Genomic DNA, 18,666 nt, shown 5'->3' with positions numbered 1-18,666 from the left:
CCAAGTAGTGGCCGACTGTGGCGGTCGGGTATATGAGGGGGGCGCGGGCTGGTCGGCGCCCTGTCAGGACAGTCATGAGCGAGTCGGATCCACTCCAACCATTAGGCTACAAGGCGATCGCGCAGGTGGATGCGTCGCCGGGACCGTGGCGCGTCCTCGTTCCGCTGCAGGGCGGAAAGCGAATCGGGGTGCGCGAGTACTTGTCTGCTTGGGACCTGGATCCCCTGCGTTTGGTGCTGGTCCGGCAGATTTGGAACAGTCTCGCGGATCCAGCTTGCGTGCTGGCCGGCCCCATCCGACGAACCCGCACGGGCTCGATGGTCTTGCAAAGTGATTGGGTGGATGGTCCGAGCGTCGAGGAACTTGCGCCTCTCCCCGTCTCGCGCGTCCGCGAAATCCTCGAACAGCTGGCCCGCGTGCTCGACGCCCTGCACGCACTAGGTTGGTACCACGGACATCTGGCCGCCCACGCCGTCCGATTCACGGCTGAGGGGATGCCCGTCGTGCTGAACTGGTGGTGCTGCCTGCCAGAGGGGAGTGAGGTGGGGACGCTTGTCGAAGCGCTTCGCCCTGACACGCCTCCTGAGGCCTTACGAGGGGAACCACTCAGTTATCGCACGGACATGTGGGGGCTCGGTGTTCTGGGATGGACTTTGCTGACCGGGAGTCACCCCTTTGCTTCGGTTCGTGACGATGCGCTGGCCGGGTGCCTGCTGGCTGGGCCGCCTCCGGCGACTGAACTCCGTGGCACCGGTGAGGCGCAGGAACTCTTGCGGCTACTGCAGCGGTTGCTGTCCCCCGAGCCCGCTGCCCGTCAGCAGGCCTGGGAAACTTTCCTGGCGCCCCCTTCAGGCAAGCAGAAACAGGAGCGAAGTCTGACGGTCGATTTTCGGGCGTCGATGCCTCGTTCGCTTCAGGCCTCGGCCTCGGCAGGTTGGGATGCCATCCAGGTGGCAACGACGTCTCGTGGGGCCCTGCTGGAGGCTCGTGCGCCGACGGGGGGAGGGAAGTCTCGCCTGTTGCGTGTCCTGCGGGCAGACTGCCTGCGGGAAGGCATTCCAAGCGTGTGGTTCCAGGCCACGCCTTCACAGGTTCCACTGGTGGCCTGGCGGCAAATCTTGCTGGCCCTCCGCGCGGCTCTGAGCTCCAGGGACGAATCAGCCGCGGCACTCTGCAGTGACGCGTTGGCCGCCTTGGACCAGCGATGCCAGGACCCCCTGGTGCCGCTTCGCCTGGATGAGCGCCCCCTGGACCACCTGGTGGCCGCCGGGAACGGTCTGTTCGATGCCTTGGCGCAGCGAGGGCCGCTGGTCTGCTTCATCGACGGTTGGGAGGCCCTGGACGAGCCCAGCCAGAGCCTGCTGCGTGCCGTGCTGCGGGTGGAGCGTCCCGGACTGGTGTGGGTGGTATCAACCCGGGCTGGTTTGGGGGATTTGCCTGCTCGCAGCCTGCCCGTGAAGGCGCCGGATGACCACGACTTTGAAGACTGGCTGGCCGCCATTTTTCAACTTCCCCGCGTGCCTTCTCGTTTTGCCGCGGCCTTGCGCCGCCACTCAGGCGGAGATTATCAGCGAGCGGCTGACCTGCTCGCTCAGCTCACGTCGAAGCGCGTGATCGTGGAGACCCCTGGAGGCTGGCGTCTTCCGGAAACCCTCTGGCCACAGGTCCTGGATGCCTCTGCGGAGCGAGAATCCTCCGGGGAGGCTGATTCTGTGGCGGATGGGAGGGACATCATTTGCTTGGTGGCCCTGACCCACCCCGATGGGCTGCTGGATTGGGCTGGCCTGCTCGCTGCCGAGGCCCCGGAGCAGGCCCTCCGCCATCTCTCCGCGCTCTTGGGGCTGGGCCGCGCGCGCTTGTATCCAGCCGGCATCCTCCTCGCGAACGATGAACTTGCGTGGGGCCGCGAGCACCTGGCTCCGGCGACACGTCAGGCTCACCATCAGCGCCTGGCGAACTATGTGGAACTCTCACCGGTTGCCCCCTGGTGGCCGGTGACCTCGCGCAGTCTGCGTCTGGCCTACCACGAATCAGCAGCCGGAGTGGACGCTTCGAAACAATGGCATGACGCCGGATGGTATGCCCTGAGCCTCGGAGCAACCAGCACGGCCGAGACTTGTTTTTTGGCGTTGCTGGGTGGCCTCCACACGGCGATGGTGGCCATCGCCGTCCAGGAGGATGCGCTTGAAGGGTTGGCCTGGGTCGCTGCCCAGAAGGCTGACTGGCAGGCTGCGCGGGGCCAGCTCGAGCGGGCGATCGCCCTCAACGCCGGACGGCCTGGTAACACGCGAGACCTGCAACTCGCTTTGGCCATCTGCTTGCATCGGAGCGGCGGATTGCGGGAACGGGAACGCGCGCGTGAGAGCCTGGAGGTCCTGTGTGCGGAATCATCCCTCGAAAGCTTGCGCTGGGGACGGTTTCGACCTCGCCTCGAGCTCGCCACCATCCTGCTGGGGGAGCATCGCCTGCAGGAGGCAGAGGCGGTCCTGCATTCCCTGCGCGCGGAGCAAGTTGCCGTGCCTGGGGACATCGGGGCCTGGTTGGCAGCCGCCACTGCCCTGTTGCGCTGCCAGACGGTGAAGGATTGGCAAACGCCCCTGTTCGAGGAGGCCGTGACGGCCCTGCTGGACTGCCCCGATGCGCTCTCCAGTTTGAAATACGACATGTTGACTCAGCTTGTGGCACTGGCCTGGTCCCTGGGACGTTGGCGGGAATTGCGCCAGGTCATGCCAGACTGGCTTCTGCTGAGTGAGCGTAGGGAATCTGAGGAACAGCTGGCCGGCAGGCGCTTGCGCCATGCGCTCGTGCTCGCTGAATGTGGTTCGCTGGACCAGGCCTTGGAGGTATTGCCTCGCGCGGCGCTCGACCAGGCAGACAATGGGCTGCTGCTCCAACAGTCCCAAGCCCTGCAGGGCTGGGTCCTGGTGGAGCAGGGCCGCCTGGAGGAAGCCTTTGCGTTGCTGGAGCGCCTGCTGGAGGCGTATGGGGCGAGCCCAACGTCGGAACTGGAATGGCCGCTTTCCCGTCTCGCCCACGCGGCCTGTCGCGTGGGCCTGCAGGAAGAGCTGCAAGCGTGTCTCGACCGCCTGGCGGTCCATTGGGCCCCGGGCCAGCCGGATACGGCTGAATGGTTCCTGGCCCGGTCTCACCTCAGGCTTTCCCGGGGCGAGTGGGAGGCGGCCCGGGCTGATGCCTTGCGAGCCTTGCCCGCGAATTCGAATCTTGCGGCCCAAACCGAGGCACGCCTGCAACTTGCCAGCATCCGCCTGGCGGTCGGTGACGCCTCGGGGGCTGCGGACGCCTTGGCTGGGCTGGGCGAACCCTTGAAGTCGGCCGGGGCGAGACGAGCGCTCGCCTATCTGGAATGCCTCCAAGGCGAATGCTCGCTTCTGCGAGGCGGCTCGGATGCGGCGCGCCATTTTCAACTGGCTCGCCACCACGCCGACGAGATGGGATTGCCCTGGTTGACAGCGCGGGCCCTGGACGGTTCCGGTCGTTGCAACCCGCTGGCAGAAGCGGCTATTGCCAATTTCCAGGATGCGCAGCGGCTCCTGCGTCGGATGTTGGGGACCTTACCGGCTGACCGTCGGGCTCAGGTGGCTTCTCAGGAGGGGGTCAAAACCGTTCTCGAACGGGTCTGGGCGGGCGGTGGGACCTTGCTGCTCAGTGCTGAGGCCCATCAGGACATGTTGCAGCGATTTGGGCAGATCACGTCGGACTTGTCAGGCGTCACCTCTCACTATGGCCTGATGATTCGTGCTTGGGGAGCCAAGCGGGAGCAGCTCGCCACCTTCAATCGGATGGTGGCGTCCATCAACGCCTCCCTGGTGGTCGATGATGTGGCCCAGGCGGTGTTGCGCGTGGCGCTGGAGCTCACCGGAGCGGAGCGGGCCTTTGCCTTGCTGAAGTCCCAGGGCCGTTACGAGGACCTGCTGGTGCGAGCAGGTCTGGACCGGGGCGGGCGTGACATCCGAAATCAGCCCCTGTCCATGAGTGTGTGTCTCCGGGTGGCGGCCCGCCGGGAACCGGCTGCCCTGATCGAAGGTCAAAAATTGGAGGATTTTGAACCAGGAAAGTCGGTGGCGGCTTTGAACCTGAAGGCCGTCATGGTGGCTCCCATGATCGCAAAGGGACGGTGCTTGGGGGTGCTCTATGTCGACAGTCAGGCGGCTCGGGTGGCCTACTCGCTGCAGGACCTGGACCAGCTGGCGCTGGTCGCGTCTCACGCCTCGACGGCCTTCGAGAACGCCACGTTGTATGAAGGCATCGCGCGCCATACCGAGGAACTCGAAAAGCAATTGAGGGCCGTGCGTCAGGCCGACAGGGTCGCCAACCTGGATGCGCTGACTGGCCTGCGAAATCGGCGGGCCTTCCTGGCGACCGCAGACCGCGAACTGGCCCTGGCGCGCAGGCAGAATCGCGCCCTTGCACTCCTGTGCTTCGAAGTAGACCACTTTCAGGAAACCAGGGAGCAATTTGGCCCGGCCGTTGGGGATCAAATCCTGCAACGCGTCGGGCAGGTCCTGGCCGATGCGGCTCGTGAAACTGATCTGGTGGCCCGACTTGGGGGAGAGGCGTTTGTGGTTCTCTGTCCCGAGACGCCGGGGACGGACGCCCTGAACCTGGCGCATCGGGCCTCCGCCCAGATTCGCGCGTCGCACGAGCGCCAGTCGCCAGACGACCCACTTCCGCCCGTGAAGGTGTCGTGTGGCGTGGCAGACTGGCGGCCTGCGGATGGCACCATCAATGTCGTGCTGGCCAGGGCGCAAGAGGCCTTGCAGCGGGCCAGGCTGGAGGGGACCCCCGAGCCTGGTACCTGACTGGTGGAGGGAGGACTGGGGCGACATCTGGCCTCTGCGTTCGAGGCGCGGAACGTCGTCTCAGCGCTTGGCCAGAGCGGGTTGGTTGAGGGTGTGGACGGCCTCGCCGACGGCGTGTTTGACCGCTTCCATGAAGGCCTCGGGCAAGGTGGGGTGGGCGTGAATGGTCAGGCCGATGTCGTCGGTGAAGGCCCCCATCTCAAGGGCCAAGGTGGCCTCTGCGACGAGGTCGGAGGCCTGTGGCCCCACGATCCCTACTCCCAGCAAACGGTGGGTCTCGGCATGCACCAGCACCTTGACAAACCCCTCGGTTTCTCCAGTCGTCATGGCTCGCCCGGAGGCCCCAAACGGAAACTTTCCGGTCAGAACGGGAAGCTTCTGATTCGCCGCCTCAGCCGGCGAGAGTCCCACGGTCGCGATCTCGGGATCCGTGAAGATGACGGCAGGGATGGCTTGCGCGTCCCACTGAGCCGGATGCCCGGCGATCACCTCCGCCACAATTTCAGCCTCCATCGACGCCTTGTGCGCCAGCATGGGCTGCCCGGCCACGTCGCCAATCGCGTAAATGCCGGCTACATTCGTTTTCAGCTGCGCATCCACCCGGACGAATCCTCGTTCCACGGCGACCCCGACCGTTTCCAGGCCCAGGTTCTCGCTGTTGGGGCGACGGCCCACCGTCACCAACACCTTGTCAGCGCTCAAGGTTTCGCGCTGGCCCTGGCGTTCAACCGTGACGAGCGCCCCGGCTCCATCTGGCGCCCAGCCCGCTGCTTTCGCGTCTGTCAGGACCGTGACGCCCAGTGCGGCGAGTTTCTTGGCCACAACGGCTACCAGTTCTGGATCTTGGCCCGGGAGCAACTGGCTGCCAGCTTCGACGATGGTCACGGCAGCCCCCATCTTGGCGTAGGCCTGGCCCAGTTCCAATCCGATGTAACCGCCCCCGATGACCAGCAAGCGGCCCGGCACCTCTGGCAGGGAAAGCGCTTCGGTGGAACTCAGGATGGGACCGCCGAAGGGGAATCCGGGCACCTCGATCGGTCTGGAGCCGGTTGCGAGGACCATGTGAGGGGCCTGCACGCGAATGGGGCCACTCGCCGTCTCCACTTCCAGTTCCCGCGGTGACACAAAGCGCGCCGCTCCCTGCAAGAGGTCCACCTTGTTCCCTTTGAGAAGTCCCGATACGCCGCCCGTCAGTTTCTTGACGATTCCGTCTTTCCAGGATTGCAAACGGGCAAAGTCCAGATGGACGCTTTCCACCACGATGCCCATCGCGTCCGCTTTTTTGGTCTTTTCCAGGGTCTTTGCCGCGTGGATGATGGCCTTGGATGGGATGCATCCCACGTTCAAGCAAACTCCCCCCACCGACCCTTTTTCGATCACCAGCGCCTTGAGGCCCAACTGTCCCAGTCGGATTCCGCAGGCGTATCCGCCCGGTCCAGCGCCGATCACGACAGCATCATATTGTCTGGTTTCCATGCGAAAACTCCTTCGGAGCAGGGGTTGCGCGCGCACGGCCCGGCGAGGTTGCGCGGCGGGGAGAGTCGGTGACGATTCAGAGCGTCATCAACAGGGTTTCGGGGTCCTTCAGGTAGCCGATCACGGCATTCAGGAACAGGACAGCCTCCGCGCCGTCATTCACGCGGTGGTCGAAGGACAGTCCGAGATACATCATGTCCCGCGCGGCCAACGTGCCATCCTCCAGCACAACCGCCCGCTTCTGCATGTTGTTCACCCCGAGGATGGCCACCTCCGGATGGTTGATGATCGGAGTGGCAAACAGACCGCCGATGGAACCCACGTTCGAGATCGTGAAGGTGCTTCCCGAGAGTTCCTCTGCCGTGGCCTTTCCGGCACGCGTTCGAGCCGCGATGTCTGCCATGTCGCGAGCAATCTCCAAGAGGCTCTTGCGGTCCGCATGGCGGATGACCGGGACGAGCAACCCGTTATCGGTCGCCGCCGCGAAGCCGATGTGATAGTCGCGCTTGATCACAATTTCCTGAGTCGTGTCGTCCAGGCTGGCGTTGAAGCTCGGAAACTGTTTGAGCGCTGCAATCACGGCCTTGATGAAAAACGGCATGTAGCTCAGTTTGACGCCCAATGCCTCGGCGCGAGGCTTCATGCGCTGGCGCAAGCCCACCAAGGCCGTCATGTCGACCTCGTCGAAGGTCGTGACGTGCGGGGCGGTGAAGGCCGACTGCACCATTTTCTCGGCGATCTTGCGACGCAATCCACGCAAGGGGCGACGCTCGTCGCCCGGGCCGGCGGCGATGGAGATGGCAGGTGACGTCGCTGCCACGGCCACAGGAATGGCAGGAACCGAGGCGACCGGAGCGAGTGTTGGCCCTGCTGCGAAGGCCTGGACGTCATCGCGGGTCACCCGCCCGTGAGGGCCGGAACCTGGGACCAGTTGAAGGTCCACCCCCAGGTCACGCGCCAACTTCCGCGTGGCCGGCGCCGCCAAGGCCCTCTCTCCGGACGGTCGCTCCAGCACCGCGGTGCCGGCCTTGACCGACCCGTGCCCATTGCTCGAGCCTGACGCCACGGCCACGACGACTTCCTGTTTGGCCGGCGCGTCGACTTCCGTCACGGGGAGCGCCGCAGCTCCGACCGACCCCTCCGACACGATCAGAACCAACGCCTGACCCACCGGGCAGATCTGACCCTCTGTCCAGAACCGTCGGGCCACCGTCCCGGACTTGGGACTGGGAATTTCCACCGTCGCCTTGTCCGTCATGATCTCCACAATCGGTTCGTCTTCTTTGATGGCTTGCCCTTCCGCGACCAGCCACTTGACAATCTCGCCCTCCACGACGCCTTCACCAATGTCAGGCAGCCGGAATTCGAATTGGCCGGGTTGGATCTCGACGAGGGTGACGTGACTCATGGGCGACTCCTTCAATCAGACGGCGAGAACCCGCGTGAACGCAGCGAGGATTCGCGCTGTGTCCGGCAGGTATTCGTGTTCGAGTGTGTAGGGAAAGGGCGTATCGTATCCGGTGACGCGGAGCACGGGCGCTTCAAGATGCCAGAAGGCGTGTTCCGTGATCAGGGCCGCAAGTTCCGCGCCGAATCCCAGGGTCCGGGGCGCTTCATGCACGATCACGCAGCGCCTCGTCTTGCGGACGGAGGTGAGCACGGCGTCGATATCGAGGGGAATCAGGGTACGCAGGTCGAGGATTTCCGGGTCCATTCCGCGCTTTTCGGCTTCGACAGCAGCCTCCAGCACGGTGTGCGTGACGGCTCCATAAGTCAGCACCGTCAGGCCGCGTCCTTCTCGGAGGCAGGCGGCTTTACCAATGGGCGTGAGGTAGTCGTCTTCAGGGACGTCAGCCCGGGCCGCGCGATACACCCGTTTGGGCTCCATGAAAATGACGGGGTCATCGCTTCGGATGGCCGATGCCAGCAGGCCCTTGGCATCGACCGGATTGGACGGGCACACAACCACCAGCCCAGCGGTATGGGCAAAATAGGTCTCGTTGTGTTGGGAGTGGTAATGTCCCCCCTTGATGCCGCCCCCAACGGGCATGCGGACCACCACAGGGCAGGGATACTGACCACCTGAGCGGAATCGGAACTTGGCCAGTTCGTTGGTCAGTTGGTCAAAGGCGGGGTAGGCGAAATCTGCGAACTGAATCTCAGGCACCGGGCGCAGACCGTAGAGCGCCATGCCGATGGCGGCCCCAATGATTCCATTCTCGGCCAGCGGCGTGTCGAGCACCCGCCCACTCCCGAACTCTTCCTGCAAGCCCGTGGTGGCGCGGAACACACCGCCGAAGCGCCCCACGTCCTCCCCGAGCACGACCACCCGTTCGTCCCGACGCATCTCTCGCCGCAAGGCGTCATTGACGGCTTGGATGATGTTCATCGTCGGCATGCGCGATACTCCTCCGGAGGGGTCAGGGATGGGCCACGGCGGGGGATTTCCGCGCCTCGAGCATCCCCTTGATGAACAGTTCGCCGGCTCGGTAGGAACTCCGCACGAGCGGACCTGAAGCCACGTAGCGAAACCCGAGGCGTTTGCCCAGGTCCTCGTAGGCGGCGAATACCTCCGGGCGCACGTACTCTACCACAGGGAGATGCTTGGCCGTCGGCTGCAGGTACTGGCCAAAGGTCACAATTTCGCAGTCGACCGCGCGCAGGTCTCGCAAGGCCTCCGCCACTTCCGCCTCTGTCTCACCGAGGCCGATCATCAACGACGTCTTGGTCGCAATCGCGGGGGCATGCTCCTTGACCACCCGAAGCACGTCCAGTGACTGCTGGTAGTTCGCGCGTGGGTCGCGCACACGGGGCGTGAGACGCGCGACCGTTTCCACGTTGTGGGCGATCACGTCAGGCCCCGCGTCGGCCACCAGGCGGATCAATCCCCGCTCGCCACGAAAGTCAGGAATGAGCACCTCGACCAGCATGTCGGGGCGCCGCGCTTTCACCTCCCTGATCACCGCGGCGAAATGTCCCGCCCCTTGGTCGGGCAGGTCGTCACGGTCGACCGAAGTGATCACCACGTAGTCCAGTTCGAGTTGCGCCAGCATCCCTGCCACCTTGATGGGCTCCTCGGGATCGATCGGGCGTCCGACCCGATTGGTTTTGACGGCGCAAAAACGGCATCCGCGGGTGCAGGTGTCTCCCATCACCATGATGGTGGCGGTACCGCCTCCCCAGCACTCCGCCACGTTGGGACAGCGTGCCTCCTCGCAGACCGTGGCGAGACCCAGTTGGCGAAGGCGCCCCTTGATGAACTGGTAGCGTTCTCCGGCAGGAGGACGAACCTTGAGCCAGGCTGGTTTGGGGGCTGAGGTGGTCATAGACGGGTTCCGCAGGGGCACGGCGACAGCCAAGGCGTCGCACGGTGCTTCAGGACTGAATGTTCCAGCTTACGCCTGGGTTGCAAGCCCCGTCAAGTGGCCCTTTTCAGCCTCCGGAGAGCATTTGGAGCACCTCTGCTCCCTGCCTGCCCTGCGCTGTGAGGGCAGAGACCCAGGTGTCGATGATGCGAGCAGTGGCGCCCCAGATCAGGTGGGGCCCCGCTTGATAGAAGATGATCTGCCGGGCCGGCGTGCCCGCGTCGCGGGACCACCAGGTTTCCTGACGTTGCGCCGGATCCAGGAAGGTCCGCCAGGGAACGGAGAAAACCTCCGCCACCTCATCGTGCTGGATCGCAAACGGATACGCCGCTGGAATCACCGCGACCACGGGCGTGATCCGGACGGCCTTGAGGGTGCTGACGTCATCCAGGCAGCCGATCACATCGACGTGGGCGGCCGCCAGACCCAGTTCTTCCTCGGCTTCTCTCAGGGCCGTGTCTTCCGGTCTCAGTTCCCCTGGCTCGATTCGACCACCCGGAAAGCTGATCTCTCCAGGGTGGGTGTTCAACCTCTCGCTTCGCCGGGTGAACACCACCTGCCAACCGTTGGCCCCCGGCCAGAGGGCGACCAGCACGCAGGCCGGGCGGACACCCTCTGGAAGCGTGCGACGGTCGTGTTGTGCGAACCAGTTTCGGAGGGGGACGAGTGAGGTCTGCATCCGTTCTGATCACTCTGTGACAGAGATCCTATATCCAACGTGGGGGCCCGATTAGTATGAAATTGCTGGCATCGCCAGTGGTCCGAAAGGACCGGTCTACCACACACCGGTACCCTATCCCCCCCAAGGCAAGCTCCTCGTCGGCCAAGCGACGGGGGGCTTGCCGTTTGTGGGGGTAGACGCAGTGAAAGCGCCCCGGACGCGTGGCGCGCGGGGCGCTTTGAGAGGGCGGTTCAGTGTTTGCCGGCGCGCTGGCGGGCTTGCACGATGTGTTCCGTGCCGCTCCACCACGCCCGGTCGATCGGGCCCATTGACACGTAGTCAGCCGCTGGCGATTGCGCGCCGGGCGCGAGAAAGGCGTACTGCTCGCGCAAAACGAAAAGACGTTCCGGCTCGAACAGGCCTGATTCCTCGTCTGGTTCGGTCAGTGTCGCTTGCCGGCGGTTGGCATCCCAACTGGGCCAGGGGCCAAACCCCCGCAATTCCGCGGACCGATGAGGCTGGCTGGTCGCCACCAACTGGTCGGCGTGGTTTCGATGCAGCACCAGCACGCGCCCATCTTGCATCCTGATGTTGAGTTCTTGGAGGGCGGAGCCGTGTTGTTCAGCCATGGGGTCGAACTTCCTTCCTGTCACTGTGACAAGGGCCAGCGTGATGCTGGTTCCCGCTGGCGTTCATTCTATCCCGGCGATCGCCGTCCCTCAAGCGGGCGACCTGAACAGGAACGGTCCCCAACCCAGCGAAGCTCGTGTTAAGGTGTGGGTAGTCGAAGGCGTTCCCTGACCGGACATTCCGGGAATTCGATCAGGAGGCATGAAGCGATGACTTCAGCGACCGATGCACAACAGCTGACCAACCGCTTGCCAGCGCAATATCGGGGCCGCAAGGACCTGCTGGGGCAAGCGCGCCTGAGGCTGGCGAAGGCCGCCTCGGGCCTCCGAATTTCTGAAGGATTTCAGGAATGGATCTTCACGCCGAACAAGGTGATCCAAACCTACTCCCCCGTGCGACTCGATAGTGGAGAGATCACGGTCTTTCCAGGCTATCGGGTTCAACACTCCAATGTCCTCGGCCCCTACTATGGCGGGGTGCGCTTCCATCCTGAAGTCGACCTTGACGGGGTGACGGCGCTCGCCTTGTTGATGAGCTGGCAGTGCGCCTTGCTCGGCATCCCTTTTGGAGGAGCCAAAGGCGGCGTGACGGCTGACCCTTATCAGATGTCGCAGGGGGAACTGGAGCGTCTGACCCGGCGCTATACCTCCGACATGGTGACGGTCTTCGACCCGAAAAAAGACATCCCGCGGCCTGATATCAGCACCAGTGGCCGGGAGATGGCCTGGATGATGGACACCCTGAGCGTCAACCGTGGCTATGCCTTGCCGGCGGCCGTGACAGGCAAGCCGCTGGTCATTGGTGGCACCCAATTGGCCGGTGACTCGGCGGGTAAGGGGGCCTATTTCCTGCTCAAGGACTTCCTGCGAGGGCGTGGCGAGGACGTGCGTGGAAAGCGGGTGGTGATTGAAGGCTTCGGCAAGCTGGGGCGGGTGCTGTCCCAGCTGCTATATCGCGATGGTGCCATCATTGTGGGGGTCAGCGATCGCAGCGGCGCCTGGTATTCGCCGGAAGGATTCGACGTCCACGCGCTGCTGCGCCACGTCGACGCGCACCGCCTGCTGGAGGGCGTCGAGGCGGCCGTTCGGATGTCGGAAGAGGAACTGTTGCAACTCGATTGCGACATTCTTGTGCCGGCCTCCCTGTCCGCTCAGGTGACGCGCAGCAATGCGGGACTGATCCGGGCGGGCGTCATTCTCGAGTGTGCCAACATGCCCGTCACCCCTGAGGCGGACCGGCTCCTCGCCGAACGTGGAATTGTGGTGCTCCCGGACCTCATCGCGAATGCGGGAGGAGTCTTGGTCGGCTACTTCGAATGGGTTCAGGACAACAATCAGTTGTTCTGGACGGAGGAAGAAGTGACGGGCCGCCTGCGTGATCTCGTGCTCCGCACCTGGCAACAAGTGGCCTCCCGGGCTGAACGTGACGGCCTGAGCTACCGTGAGGCGGCCCATACGATCGCGCTTGAGCGCCTGTTCGAGGCGGCCTCTTTGCGCGGGTTCTATCCCTAGCCCACAGGGTCCCGGCCCGTTGTCTCTGCCCCGCGGCGAGTTTGATTGACGCTGACTGGCCCCTGCCTTTGGGAAGGTCCGCTCAAGGTTGAACGGTGCGCGCGGGAGGGAGTGGCCGCGCCACCATGAGCCCCACCTGTCGCGCGATGCCGCTGGTGTAGTCCATCAGGTTCTTTCGGCTGACCTGGACGACCTCACCGGGCTGGGGAGCGTGGAGCAAACGAACCTCGCCATCCTCCCCCCGTTCGATCAGCCCGGTATGCACGACATCGAGTCCATCGATGTCCGTCGCGAAGGCCACAATGTCACCCGATTGCAACAGGGGCATCACGCTGCTGAGTTTTGCCTTGGGAATGACCCAACGCGCCTGCTGGCTCAGGCGGCTTTCGACTCCCTGGATGGCAGCGAACGTCGCATCCGAAGCCAGATTTCGATAGGCTGCGCGGTGCGTGGACATGAAGTTCAGGGGCCGCCGGTCTTCGACACCGCCCAAACTGGCCGTGAGGTCTTGAACGATCCCGCGTCGATCATTGTCACGAAGCCATTCGCTGAAGTAATGCAAGCGACTGACGTAGCCTCGCTGATGCCCGTCACGATACCGGACCCGCTCAAGTTCTCGTTTGAATGCACTCCAGGAGCGTTCTCCCAGATCCTCCGCTCGGGCGATCGCCAGGGCGGTTTCAACCAAGGTGACGCAATCGAACCCATCGAACCGTGCCACCACCGGTTCGTCCTGGTGGGAGGGCTGGAAAGTATTCAGGCTACCAGCGAGATAGGGTTGTCCGAGCAGAGCACGTCCCACCTGATGGGTGCGGCGGCCCACGTTGGTCTCACGCGGCAAGTTGGCGACCAGTTTGGCCCACTGGCCCTGTTCGGGAGGCAAGGGGGCTGGAAAGGCCAGACTGGTCGTCGGCAGCGCGAGGATCGAAAGCAAGGCGCACAGTGAGGCAAGGCGTGACATGAGGGTAGGTTCCACGACGCTTCTGAGGTGATTCAGCGAATCAGGCGAATCCGATGGTTATCGAGGTCGACCACGTACAGACTACCATCCGGGCCCAGCGCCAAGCCTGAGGGCGTGTTGAACCTGGCGGCACTGCCTTGGCCGTCCGCAAAGCCCATCAGCGAACCAGCCAGGGTGCTGACGAGGCCGTCGGCGCTGATGACCCGGATCCGATCATTTCCGACATCCGAGATGTACAGACTGCCATCGGGTGCCAGCGCCAGTCCGTTTGGCAGAGCGAATTGTGCCTGTGCGATAGGCCCGTCGCGCAGCCCCATTTCGCCTCGCGTCAAGGATGTGACCGTCCCATCCGGGGCGATCGCCCGCAACCGGTCGTTGTAGGTATCCGCCACGATCAAGCCGCCATCCGGTCGCCAAACCAGGTCAAACGGGCTGTAGAATTGTGCCATTGTCCCCGGCCCGTCGAGGTAACCTTCCTGGGATCCCGCCAGCGTCGAGACGATTCCCTGGGGACTGATCTTGCGAATGCGGTTGTTCAAGCTGTCGGCCACAAACACGGTGCCATCGGGCGCTACCGACAATCCAACGGGCGCATCGAACTTGGCGATGAGGCCCGGGCCGTCGGCAAAGCCTGCATTGGAACCGGCCAGCGTGGACACCATGCCATCGGGCGAGATTTTTCGGATGCGGCAGGCATTGGTGTCGGTGACGTAAAGGCTGCCGTCAGGCCCGAAGGCCAGCCGCGATGGCGTCACGAAGCTGGCTGAGAGGCGGGGGCCATCCACACTGCCCAGGGTGCCACCAGCCCAGACCGAGACCTGGCCTTCCGGGCTGATTCGACAAATCCGGCGATTGTTGGTGTCTGTCACGTACAGGTTTCCATCCGGACCGAGCGCGATACCCTCCGGGCTGAAGAATCTGGCCGTCTGGGCCGGGCCCACCGCTGTCCCCGGGGCGGAACCCGCCAACGTGGTGACCTTGCCGAGCGGTGCCTTCCAGAGGACCGGGGCAGCAGGGGTGGTGGTGGCCGCCGGTGTCGGTCTGGGGGTAGGTTCCGTGCTGGTCACTGGCTTTGGAAGCGTGATCGCACCGGTCGCGACGGGGACTTGTCCCGCCGCTGATTGCTCCCCGCCGGGCACGTCTGAATTTTTGGCGTCGATCGGGGCAGTCGCAACTGGCGCGTCGCGGGAGACGGACTGGGCAGCGGGGGGAGGCGTGGGGCTTCCCGCTGGCTGCGCGGGTCGTTGCGACAGATCATTTTTAAGTTCATCGAGCGATTTTTGGACGCTCCGCAATTCATTGCGCATGTCAGCCAGGCTGTCCTCGAGGCCTTCGATACGACTGACCAGCTCGCTGATGCGGCGCAACACCGCCCTGCGGTCCGTGAGGTCCGGTATATCTTCCGGTCGCAGGTTGTCCCGCGTGGTTTCCACGGCCGTTCGAAAATCGGCCGGGTTGAAGGCCCCCAGGTCCTGTCCCGCGATCCCCCTCAGGACGCCCGCTGCGACCAGGGTGGAGGCCGCTTCGATGTTCGAGGCGACCACCATGGCCGTCGGGCGCACGATCGTCTGCAGCGCAGCGGTGCGCCCTGATTCGGTGGGAATTTCCGCCACCACCACGAAGGTGTAGTCCGGGGGGACCTTGGCGATGGTAAATTCTCCCTTGGCATTGGTGACAGCCTCGGGTAAACCCAGGATGCGCTGACCGGCTGCATCAGCCAGGTACACGCGAGCGCCAGCCACCAGCCTTTCCTCGAGGTTTGGGGCTTGAAATAGCCGGCGCGGGAACTTCTCTGGCGCCGAGATGCGCTCGGCCCCCGCGTCACCCGGGGCGAGGCGGCCCATCGCCGACCTCGCTTGCACGGCCGTCGGCCTGTCCCCCCGGTCGGAAATGATGCCGGCCGACCGCTCTGAAATGATGCCGGCGGTCCGCTCAGAAATCAGACTGACTCCCGCCGTGGGTTTCAGGGAGGCGGGCACTCGCACCGCGCCCGTGACGGTTCGCAGGGTGGCGCCATCCAAGCCGATCAACCCCCCCGCCTTGGGCGGCTTGGCGGCCGCCACCTTGCTGGTCGTCAGGTCAGGACGAGGGCCGACCTGGGAGGCGATACACGCCGACAGCAAGCTCGCCGTGAGGGATAGCGCGATTCGCTCGATATGGCTGGTCAAGGCGGGCCCTTTCAGGATGTGGCCGTCATCGCTCTGTCACCGTGGTCACTCGGGTCGCCGACGCGACATCAAACCCATACCCCGTATTCCCGCCATCCGCCTCACTCAACCGACGAGAGCAGAACACCTGTCAACGGCGCCAGGCCAAACATCAGGCCAGCCGTCTTCTCCTCCGCGTGACCAGCAGGCTCCACCCCACCATGGTCGCCGCACTGACCGCGGCCACGGCAAGACCCCAGTCAAGTCCTCCCGGCGAATAGCGCACGGTGACCAGGCCTCCCCGACCGGCGGGGATCATGACGCCCGGAATGCTTCCATCCAGAGCCACCACAGGCAGGACCTCACCCCCGAGTTGGGCTCGCCAGGCATCGCCTCCCCCCCGCATCACGCCGATGATGGCGGGGGCAGTGCCTGGAGCAACGTCAAACGTCACCACGTTCCGCCGGTGGGATATCAGGCGCGTTTCACGGGAGGCGAAGGTCGTGACGCCTTTCACGATCCGGCCTTGGTCGGAATCCACGGCGGGCCAGCCGCGGGCATCAGCCAGTGCGACGTCCCAGGCAAGGTGGTCCCGAAATGGAACTCCCTGAATGGCGCCGAAACATCGGAGCAATGGCTTGGGAGGGCCAGGACGATGCCAGATCTGTCCGTCAGGTGCGGATGCCACGTGTTCCCATCCCAGTTGCTGCAGCCTGCGGGTCGAGGTCGGCGTGAGGCGGGCCACGACCAGACCGTCGATGCCACCTCGGTCCAGCAGGCCACCCGGCGTGAGGCCCCGGGTGAACATCCAGCTGATCCGATGTGCCTGCATCTGCCCCACCAGGCTGAACCCATAAGCATATTGCGTGCCCCGGGGACCCACGGCTGAGTAACCGTTGACGAATTCAATCCCTGCCAGCGCGGGCAAGGTTCCGATCAGCGCGATCTGGCCGAAGGGCGTTTGCTGACCTTCTTTGGGATAGAGGTCCGCCAACTCGCCGATCAAGAGATATCGCCGCGTCGTCTGAAAGGCAGGGTGCCTCTGAAGGGTTGGCGCCATCCGCCAGGTCGGGACATCTTGGGCTACCGGGAGGTGGAGATGGGTGAGCACGATGACCGACGCGCAGCCGGCAAGTGGAAACCAGCGGGCCCAGTGGCGGCCTCGGCGGGCGGCCGGTTCGCTGACGGCCCAGAGTACACCAACCGCGGCGATGCCCCAGGCCAGACTGGCAGGGGCCCCGACGGTAACCCCCGCGAAGAGCTGGCAACCATACAGGGCGAGTAATCCCCACAGCGCGGGACTCTCCAGCCAGTCGTTCTGATTCCAGCTAGCTGGGCTGCGCTCCCAGTGCCACATGAGCCAATGCGACGCGGTCAGCAGCATCGCCACGTGCGCCAGAGGCAACCAACGATAGCTCCAGCGTGTGAAGTCGGGGCTCGGTGCGCAGGCCAACACCAGAGCCACCGCCAGCAGTAACAGGGGCCAGGCAACGTGGGGAAGACTGCCCCGCGGCCGTCTCAGGCAAGCCGTCAGGACCACAGCAGCGGGAATGAACCCATTCGACAATTCAACGGCGGGGCGGTACGCGTCTGCTGGCCTGATGTAGTCCGGGGACGGGAACGTGGGCAACAGGAAGCCAGGCAGAGCGGCGAGTGGAACCGAGCGAAACCAATCGAAGGTGAGGGGAATATCTGCGCGCGTTGAATCCGCGAAATGGTGCCCCAGCGTCAACCATGCGGGGGCAGCAAGTCCCAATCCGAACAGCCAGGTTTGGGCCAAGGTCAACGTTGAGCCGTTGACGCAGCCACGGTGGCAGGCGCGTGCCCACAGCCAAATGGTGAGCACCCCACTCATGGCGACCAGGTAGCGCTCTCCCGCCGTGACCACCAGCATCACTCCCAAAGCGGACGCAATGGCATAACGCCGACGGTCCGGGAAGCGCAGCGCCAAGAGCGCGGCCGCCCAGAACCACATCATCGAGGCAAAACCAGCCTGGTAGGGGAACCAATCGATGGCCGCCCAGTTCAAATTCCAGCCATTCAAGGCCACGGCCACAGCTGCCATCGCAGCCAGGGGGCGGGAGATTCCCTCCAGGCGCAAGGCACAGAATGCGCCCAGGGTCGTCAGCAGTAACCAGTAGCTGCCATAGAGAGCGGCCACCTCGGGCATGTTGCGCCCCAGCGCCAGAGCCAGTGCTTGCCCTGTCAGCACCAACGGCGAGAACAGCCCCGGCGTGTATTCTCCCAGCAGCGAGGTCCCGTGTCGGTTGTAGGGCGTGAGGATCGGCCACTCGCCCTGGTGAAATGAGCGCTCGATGTCAGAGAAGAGAGGTACCCACAGGCTCTGCGCATCGTCGTGCCAGAAAAATCCGGCGTCCCGCCAGGTCATGAACAGGCAGAATGCCAGCACGATTGAGGCCACCGTCAGCCCTGCGCCGATGTCCGCGCTGCGTTCACCCCAATTGGGTCGTTTCATTCGTGCCGCCCCCTCCGACCGGGAACCTCCGCGAACAGTCTACCGTCCCCCTCACCCTGCACGCGAGCCGCCTGCTATTCTCCCCGCGGAATGCTGGATGGGCGAATCGCCAGGATGGCGGGCCTCGCGCTCCGGCGGGCACGGGCCTGGGACCAGGCATGATATGCTGACGGCGTCTGTCTCCGGCTTTTTTTGGGACTCACTTCGTGCCCTTGCCTTCCCCGGTCGATGAGGCCATCCGCGTCCGCTACGCCGAAACCGATGCCCAAGGCATCGTGTATCACGCCAACCATGTCATCTATTTCGAAGTGGGGCGTGGGGCGTTCTTGCGAGCTCAGGGCTTCGACTACAACGCGTTCGAGGCTGGCGGCCACGTCATGGTCGTGGCGGAGCTGACGGTGAAGTACAAGGCCCCGGCGCGTTACGACGACGCGCTGGTGGTGAGGACCTGGCTGTCCGAGGTGGGGTGGACCAGCCTGGTGTTCAGCTACAGTCTGTTGAAAGGTGATACGACCATCGCGGAGGGACGCTCCGTTCACGTCTGCCTCGACCGCGCTGGTCGCCCCGTGGCCATTCCGAGTGATCTGCGTGCGGCCGTGGGGGCCGTTTCTGGCTAACG

The 18,666-nt window shown here is 64.5% G+C and carries 12 protein-coding genes; 3 read left to right on the top strand and 9 right to left on the bottom strand.

The window, feature by feature from the left end; all coding sequences use genetic code 11:
• Nucleotides 1-74: 74 nt before the first annotated feature.
• Nucleotides 75-4,820, top strand: a complete 4,746-nt coding sequence (locus tag VKP62_03455; protein ID MEB3196239.1) for a diguanylate cyclase — start codon at nucleotides 75-77, stop codon at nucleotides 4,818-4,820.
• A gap of 60 nt (nucleotides 4,821-4,880) precedes the next feature.
• Here the strand turns inward: VKP62_03455 and lpdA are convergent, their stop codons facing one another.
• The 6 genes from lpdA to VKP62_03425 form a co-directional block, all read right to left on the bottom strand.
• On the bottom strand, nucleotides 4,881-6,296 hold the full coding sequence (lpdA, locus tag VKP62_03450) for a dihydrolipoyl dehydrogenase (protein MEB3196238.1): 1,416 nt from the start codon (nucleotides 6,294-6,296) through the stop codon (nucleotides 4,881-4,883).
• A gap of 76 nt (nucleotides 6,297-6,372) precedes the next feature.
• The gene (locus VKP62_03445; GenBank protein MEB3196237.1) at nucleotides 6,373-7,704 is read right to left on the bottom strand and encodes a dihydrolipoamide acetyltransferase family protein; all 1,332 of its coding nucleotides are present in this window, start codon (nucleotides 7,702-7,704) and stop codon (nucleotides 6,373-6,375) included.
• A gap of 15 nt (nucleotides 7,705-7,719) precedes the next feature.
• Entirely contained in the window at nucleotides 7,720-8,694 is a 975-nt protein-coding gene (locus VKP62_03440) for an alpha-ketoacid dehydrogenase subunit beta (protein MEB3196236.1), read from the bottom strand.
• Between the two features lie 22 nt (nucleotides 8,695-8,716).
• Complete coding sequence (gene lipA, locus VKP62_03435) at nucleotides 8,717-9,622, bottom strand: lipoyl synthase (protein MEB3196235.1); 906 nt, start codon at nucleotides 9,620-9,622, stop codon at nucleotides 8,717-8,719.
• Nucleotides 9,623-9,728: 106 nt separating this feature from the next.
• Entirely contained in the window at nucleotides 9,729-10,340 is a 612-nt protein-coding gene (locus VKP62_03430; GenBank protein ID MEB3196234.1) for a CoA pyrophosphatase, read from the bottom strand.
• 233 nt (nucleotides 10,341-10,573) lie between these two features.
• The gene (locus VKP62_03425; GenBank protein MEB3196233.1) at nucleotides 10,574-10,951 is read right to left on the bottom strand and encodes a hypothetical protein; all 378 of its coding nucleotides are present in this window, start codon (nucleotides 10,949-10,951) and stop codon (nucleotides 10,574-10,576) included.
• Nucleotides 10,952-11,161: 210 nt separating this feature from the next.
• Here VKP62_03425 and VKP62_03420 point away from each other — a divergent pair, with 210 nt between their 5' ends.
• The gene (locus tag VKP62_03420; protein ID MEB3196232.1) at nucleotides 11,162-12,463 is read left to right on the top strand and encodes a Glu/Leu/Phe/Val dehydrogenase; all 1,302 of its coding nucleotides are present in this window, start codon (nucleotides 11,162-11,164) and stop codon (nucleotides 12,461-12,463) included.
• An 82-nt stretch (nucleotides 12,464-12,545) separates the two neighbouring features.
• Here the strand turns inward: VKP62_03420 and VKP62_03415 are convergent, their stop codons facing one another.
• The 3 genes from VKP62_03415 to VKP62_03405 all read right to left on the bottom strand — a co-directional run bounded on the left by VKP62_03415 (nucleotide 12,546) and on the right by VKP62_03405 (nucleotide 18,047).
• Nucleotides 12,546-13,424, bottom strand: coding sequence for an N-acetylmuramoyl-L-alanine amidase-like domain-containing protein (locus tag VKP62_03415; GenBank protein ID MEB3196231.1), 879 nt, complete (start codon nucleotides 13,422-13,424; stop codon nucleotides 12,546-12,548).
• Nucleotides 13,425-13,456: 32 nt separating this feature from the next.
• Nucleotides 13,457-15,592 carry an NHL repeat-containing protein gene (locus VKP62_03410; protein MEB3196230.1) on the bottom strand — a complete coding sequence of 712 codons (2,136 nt, stop codon included), beginning with the start codon at nucleotides 15,590-15,592 and terminating at the stop codon, nucleotides 13,457-13,459.
• A 151-nt stretch (nucleotides 15,593-15,743) separates the two neighbouring features.
• Nucleotides 15,744-18,047, bottom strand: a complete 2,304-nt coding sequence (locus VKP62_03405; protein MEB3196229.1) for a hypothetical protein — start codon at nucleotides 18,045-18,047, stop codon at nucleotides 15,744-15,746.
• A gap of 206 nt (nucleotides 18,048-18,253) precedes the next feature.
• Between VKP62_03405 and VKP62_03400 the strand changes: the two genes are divergently transcribed.
• The gene (locus tag VKP62_03400; GenBank protein ID MEB3196228.1) at nucleotides 18,254-18,664 is read left to right on the top strand and encodes a thioesterase family protein; all 411 of its coding nucleotides are present in this window, start codon (nucleotides 18,254-18,256) and stop codon (nucleotides 18,662-18,664) included.
• Nucleotides 18,665-18,666 lie beyond the last annotated feature (2 nt).

The sequence above is a fragment of the Candidatus Sericytochromatia bacterium genome (genome assembly GCA_035285325.1).
GTDB lineage: Bacteria > Cyanobacteriota > Sericytochromatia > S15B-MN24 > JAQBPE01 > JAYKJB01.
The sequence above is the reverse complement of the archived record's forward strand: the minus strand, read 5'-3'. Positions and strand labels throughout refer to the sequence as shown.

Excerpts from the sequence above, each read along its gene's own strand:
- VKP62_03455 (MEB3196239.1), top strand. The coding sequence starts at position 75 with ATGAGCGAGTCGGATCCACTCCAACCATTAGGCTACAAGGCGATCGCG.
- lpdA (MEB3196238.1), bottom strand. The coding sequence starts at position 6,296 with ATGGAAACCAGACAATATGATGCTGTCGTGATCGGCGCTGGACCGGGC.
- VKP62_03445 (MEB3196237.1), bottom strand. The coding sequence starts at position 7,704 with ATGAGTCACGTCACCCTCGTCGAGATCCAACCCGGCCAATTCGAATTC.
- VKP62_03440 (MEB3196236.1), bottom strand. The coding sequence starts at position 8,694 with ATGCCGACGATGAACATCATCCAAGCCGTCAATGACGCCTTGCGGCGA.
- lipA (MEB3196235.1), bottom strand. The coding sequence starts at position 9,622 with ATGACCACCTCAGCCCCCAAACCAGCCTGGCTCAAGGTTCGTCCTCCT.
- VKP62_03430 (MEB3196234.1), bottom strand. The coding sequence starts at position 10,340 with ATGCAGACCTCACTCGTCCCCCTCCGAAACTGGTTCGCACAACACGAC.
- VKP62_03425 (MEB3196233.1), bottom strand. The coding sequence starts at position 10,951 with ATGGCTGAACAACACGGCTCCGCCCTCCAAGAACTCAACATCAGGATG.
- VKP62_03420 (MEB3196232.1), top strand. The coding sequence starts at position 11,162 with ATGACTTCAGCGACCGATGCACAACAGCTGACCAACCGCTTGCCAGCG.
- VKP62_03415 (MEB3196231.1), bottom strand. The coding sequence starts at position 13,424 with ATGTCACGCCTTGCCTCACTGTGCGCCTTGCTTTCGATCCTCGCGCTG.
- VKP62_03405 (MEB3196229.1), bottom strand. The coding sequence starts at position 18,047 with ATGAAACGACCCAATTGGGGTGAACGCAGCGCGGACATCGGCGCAGGG.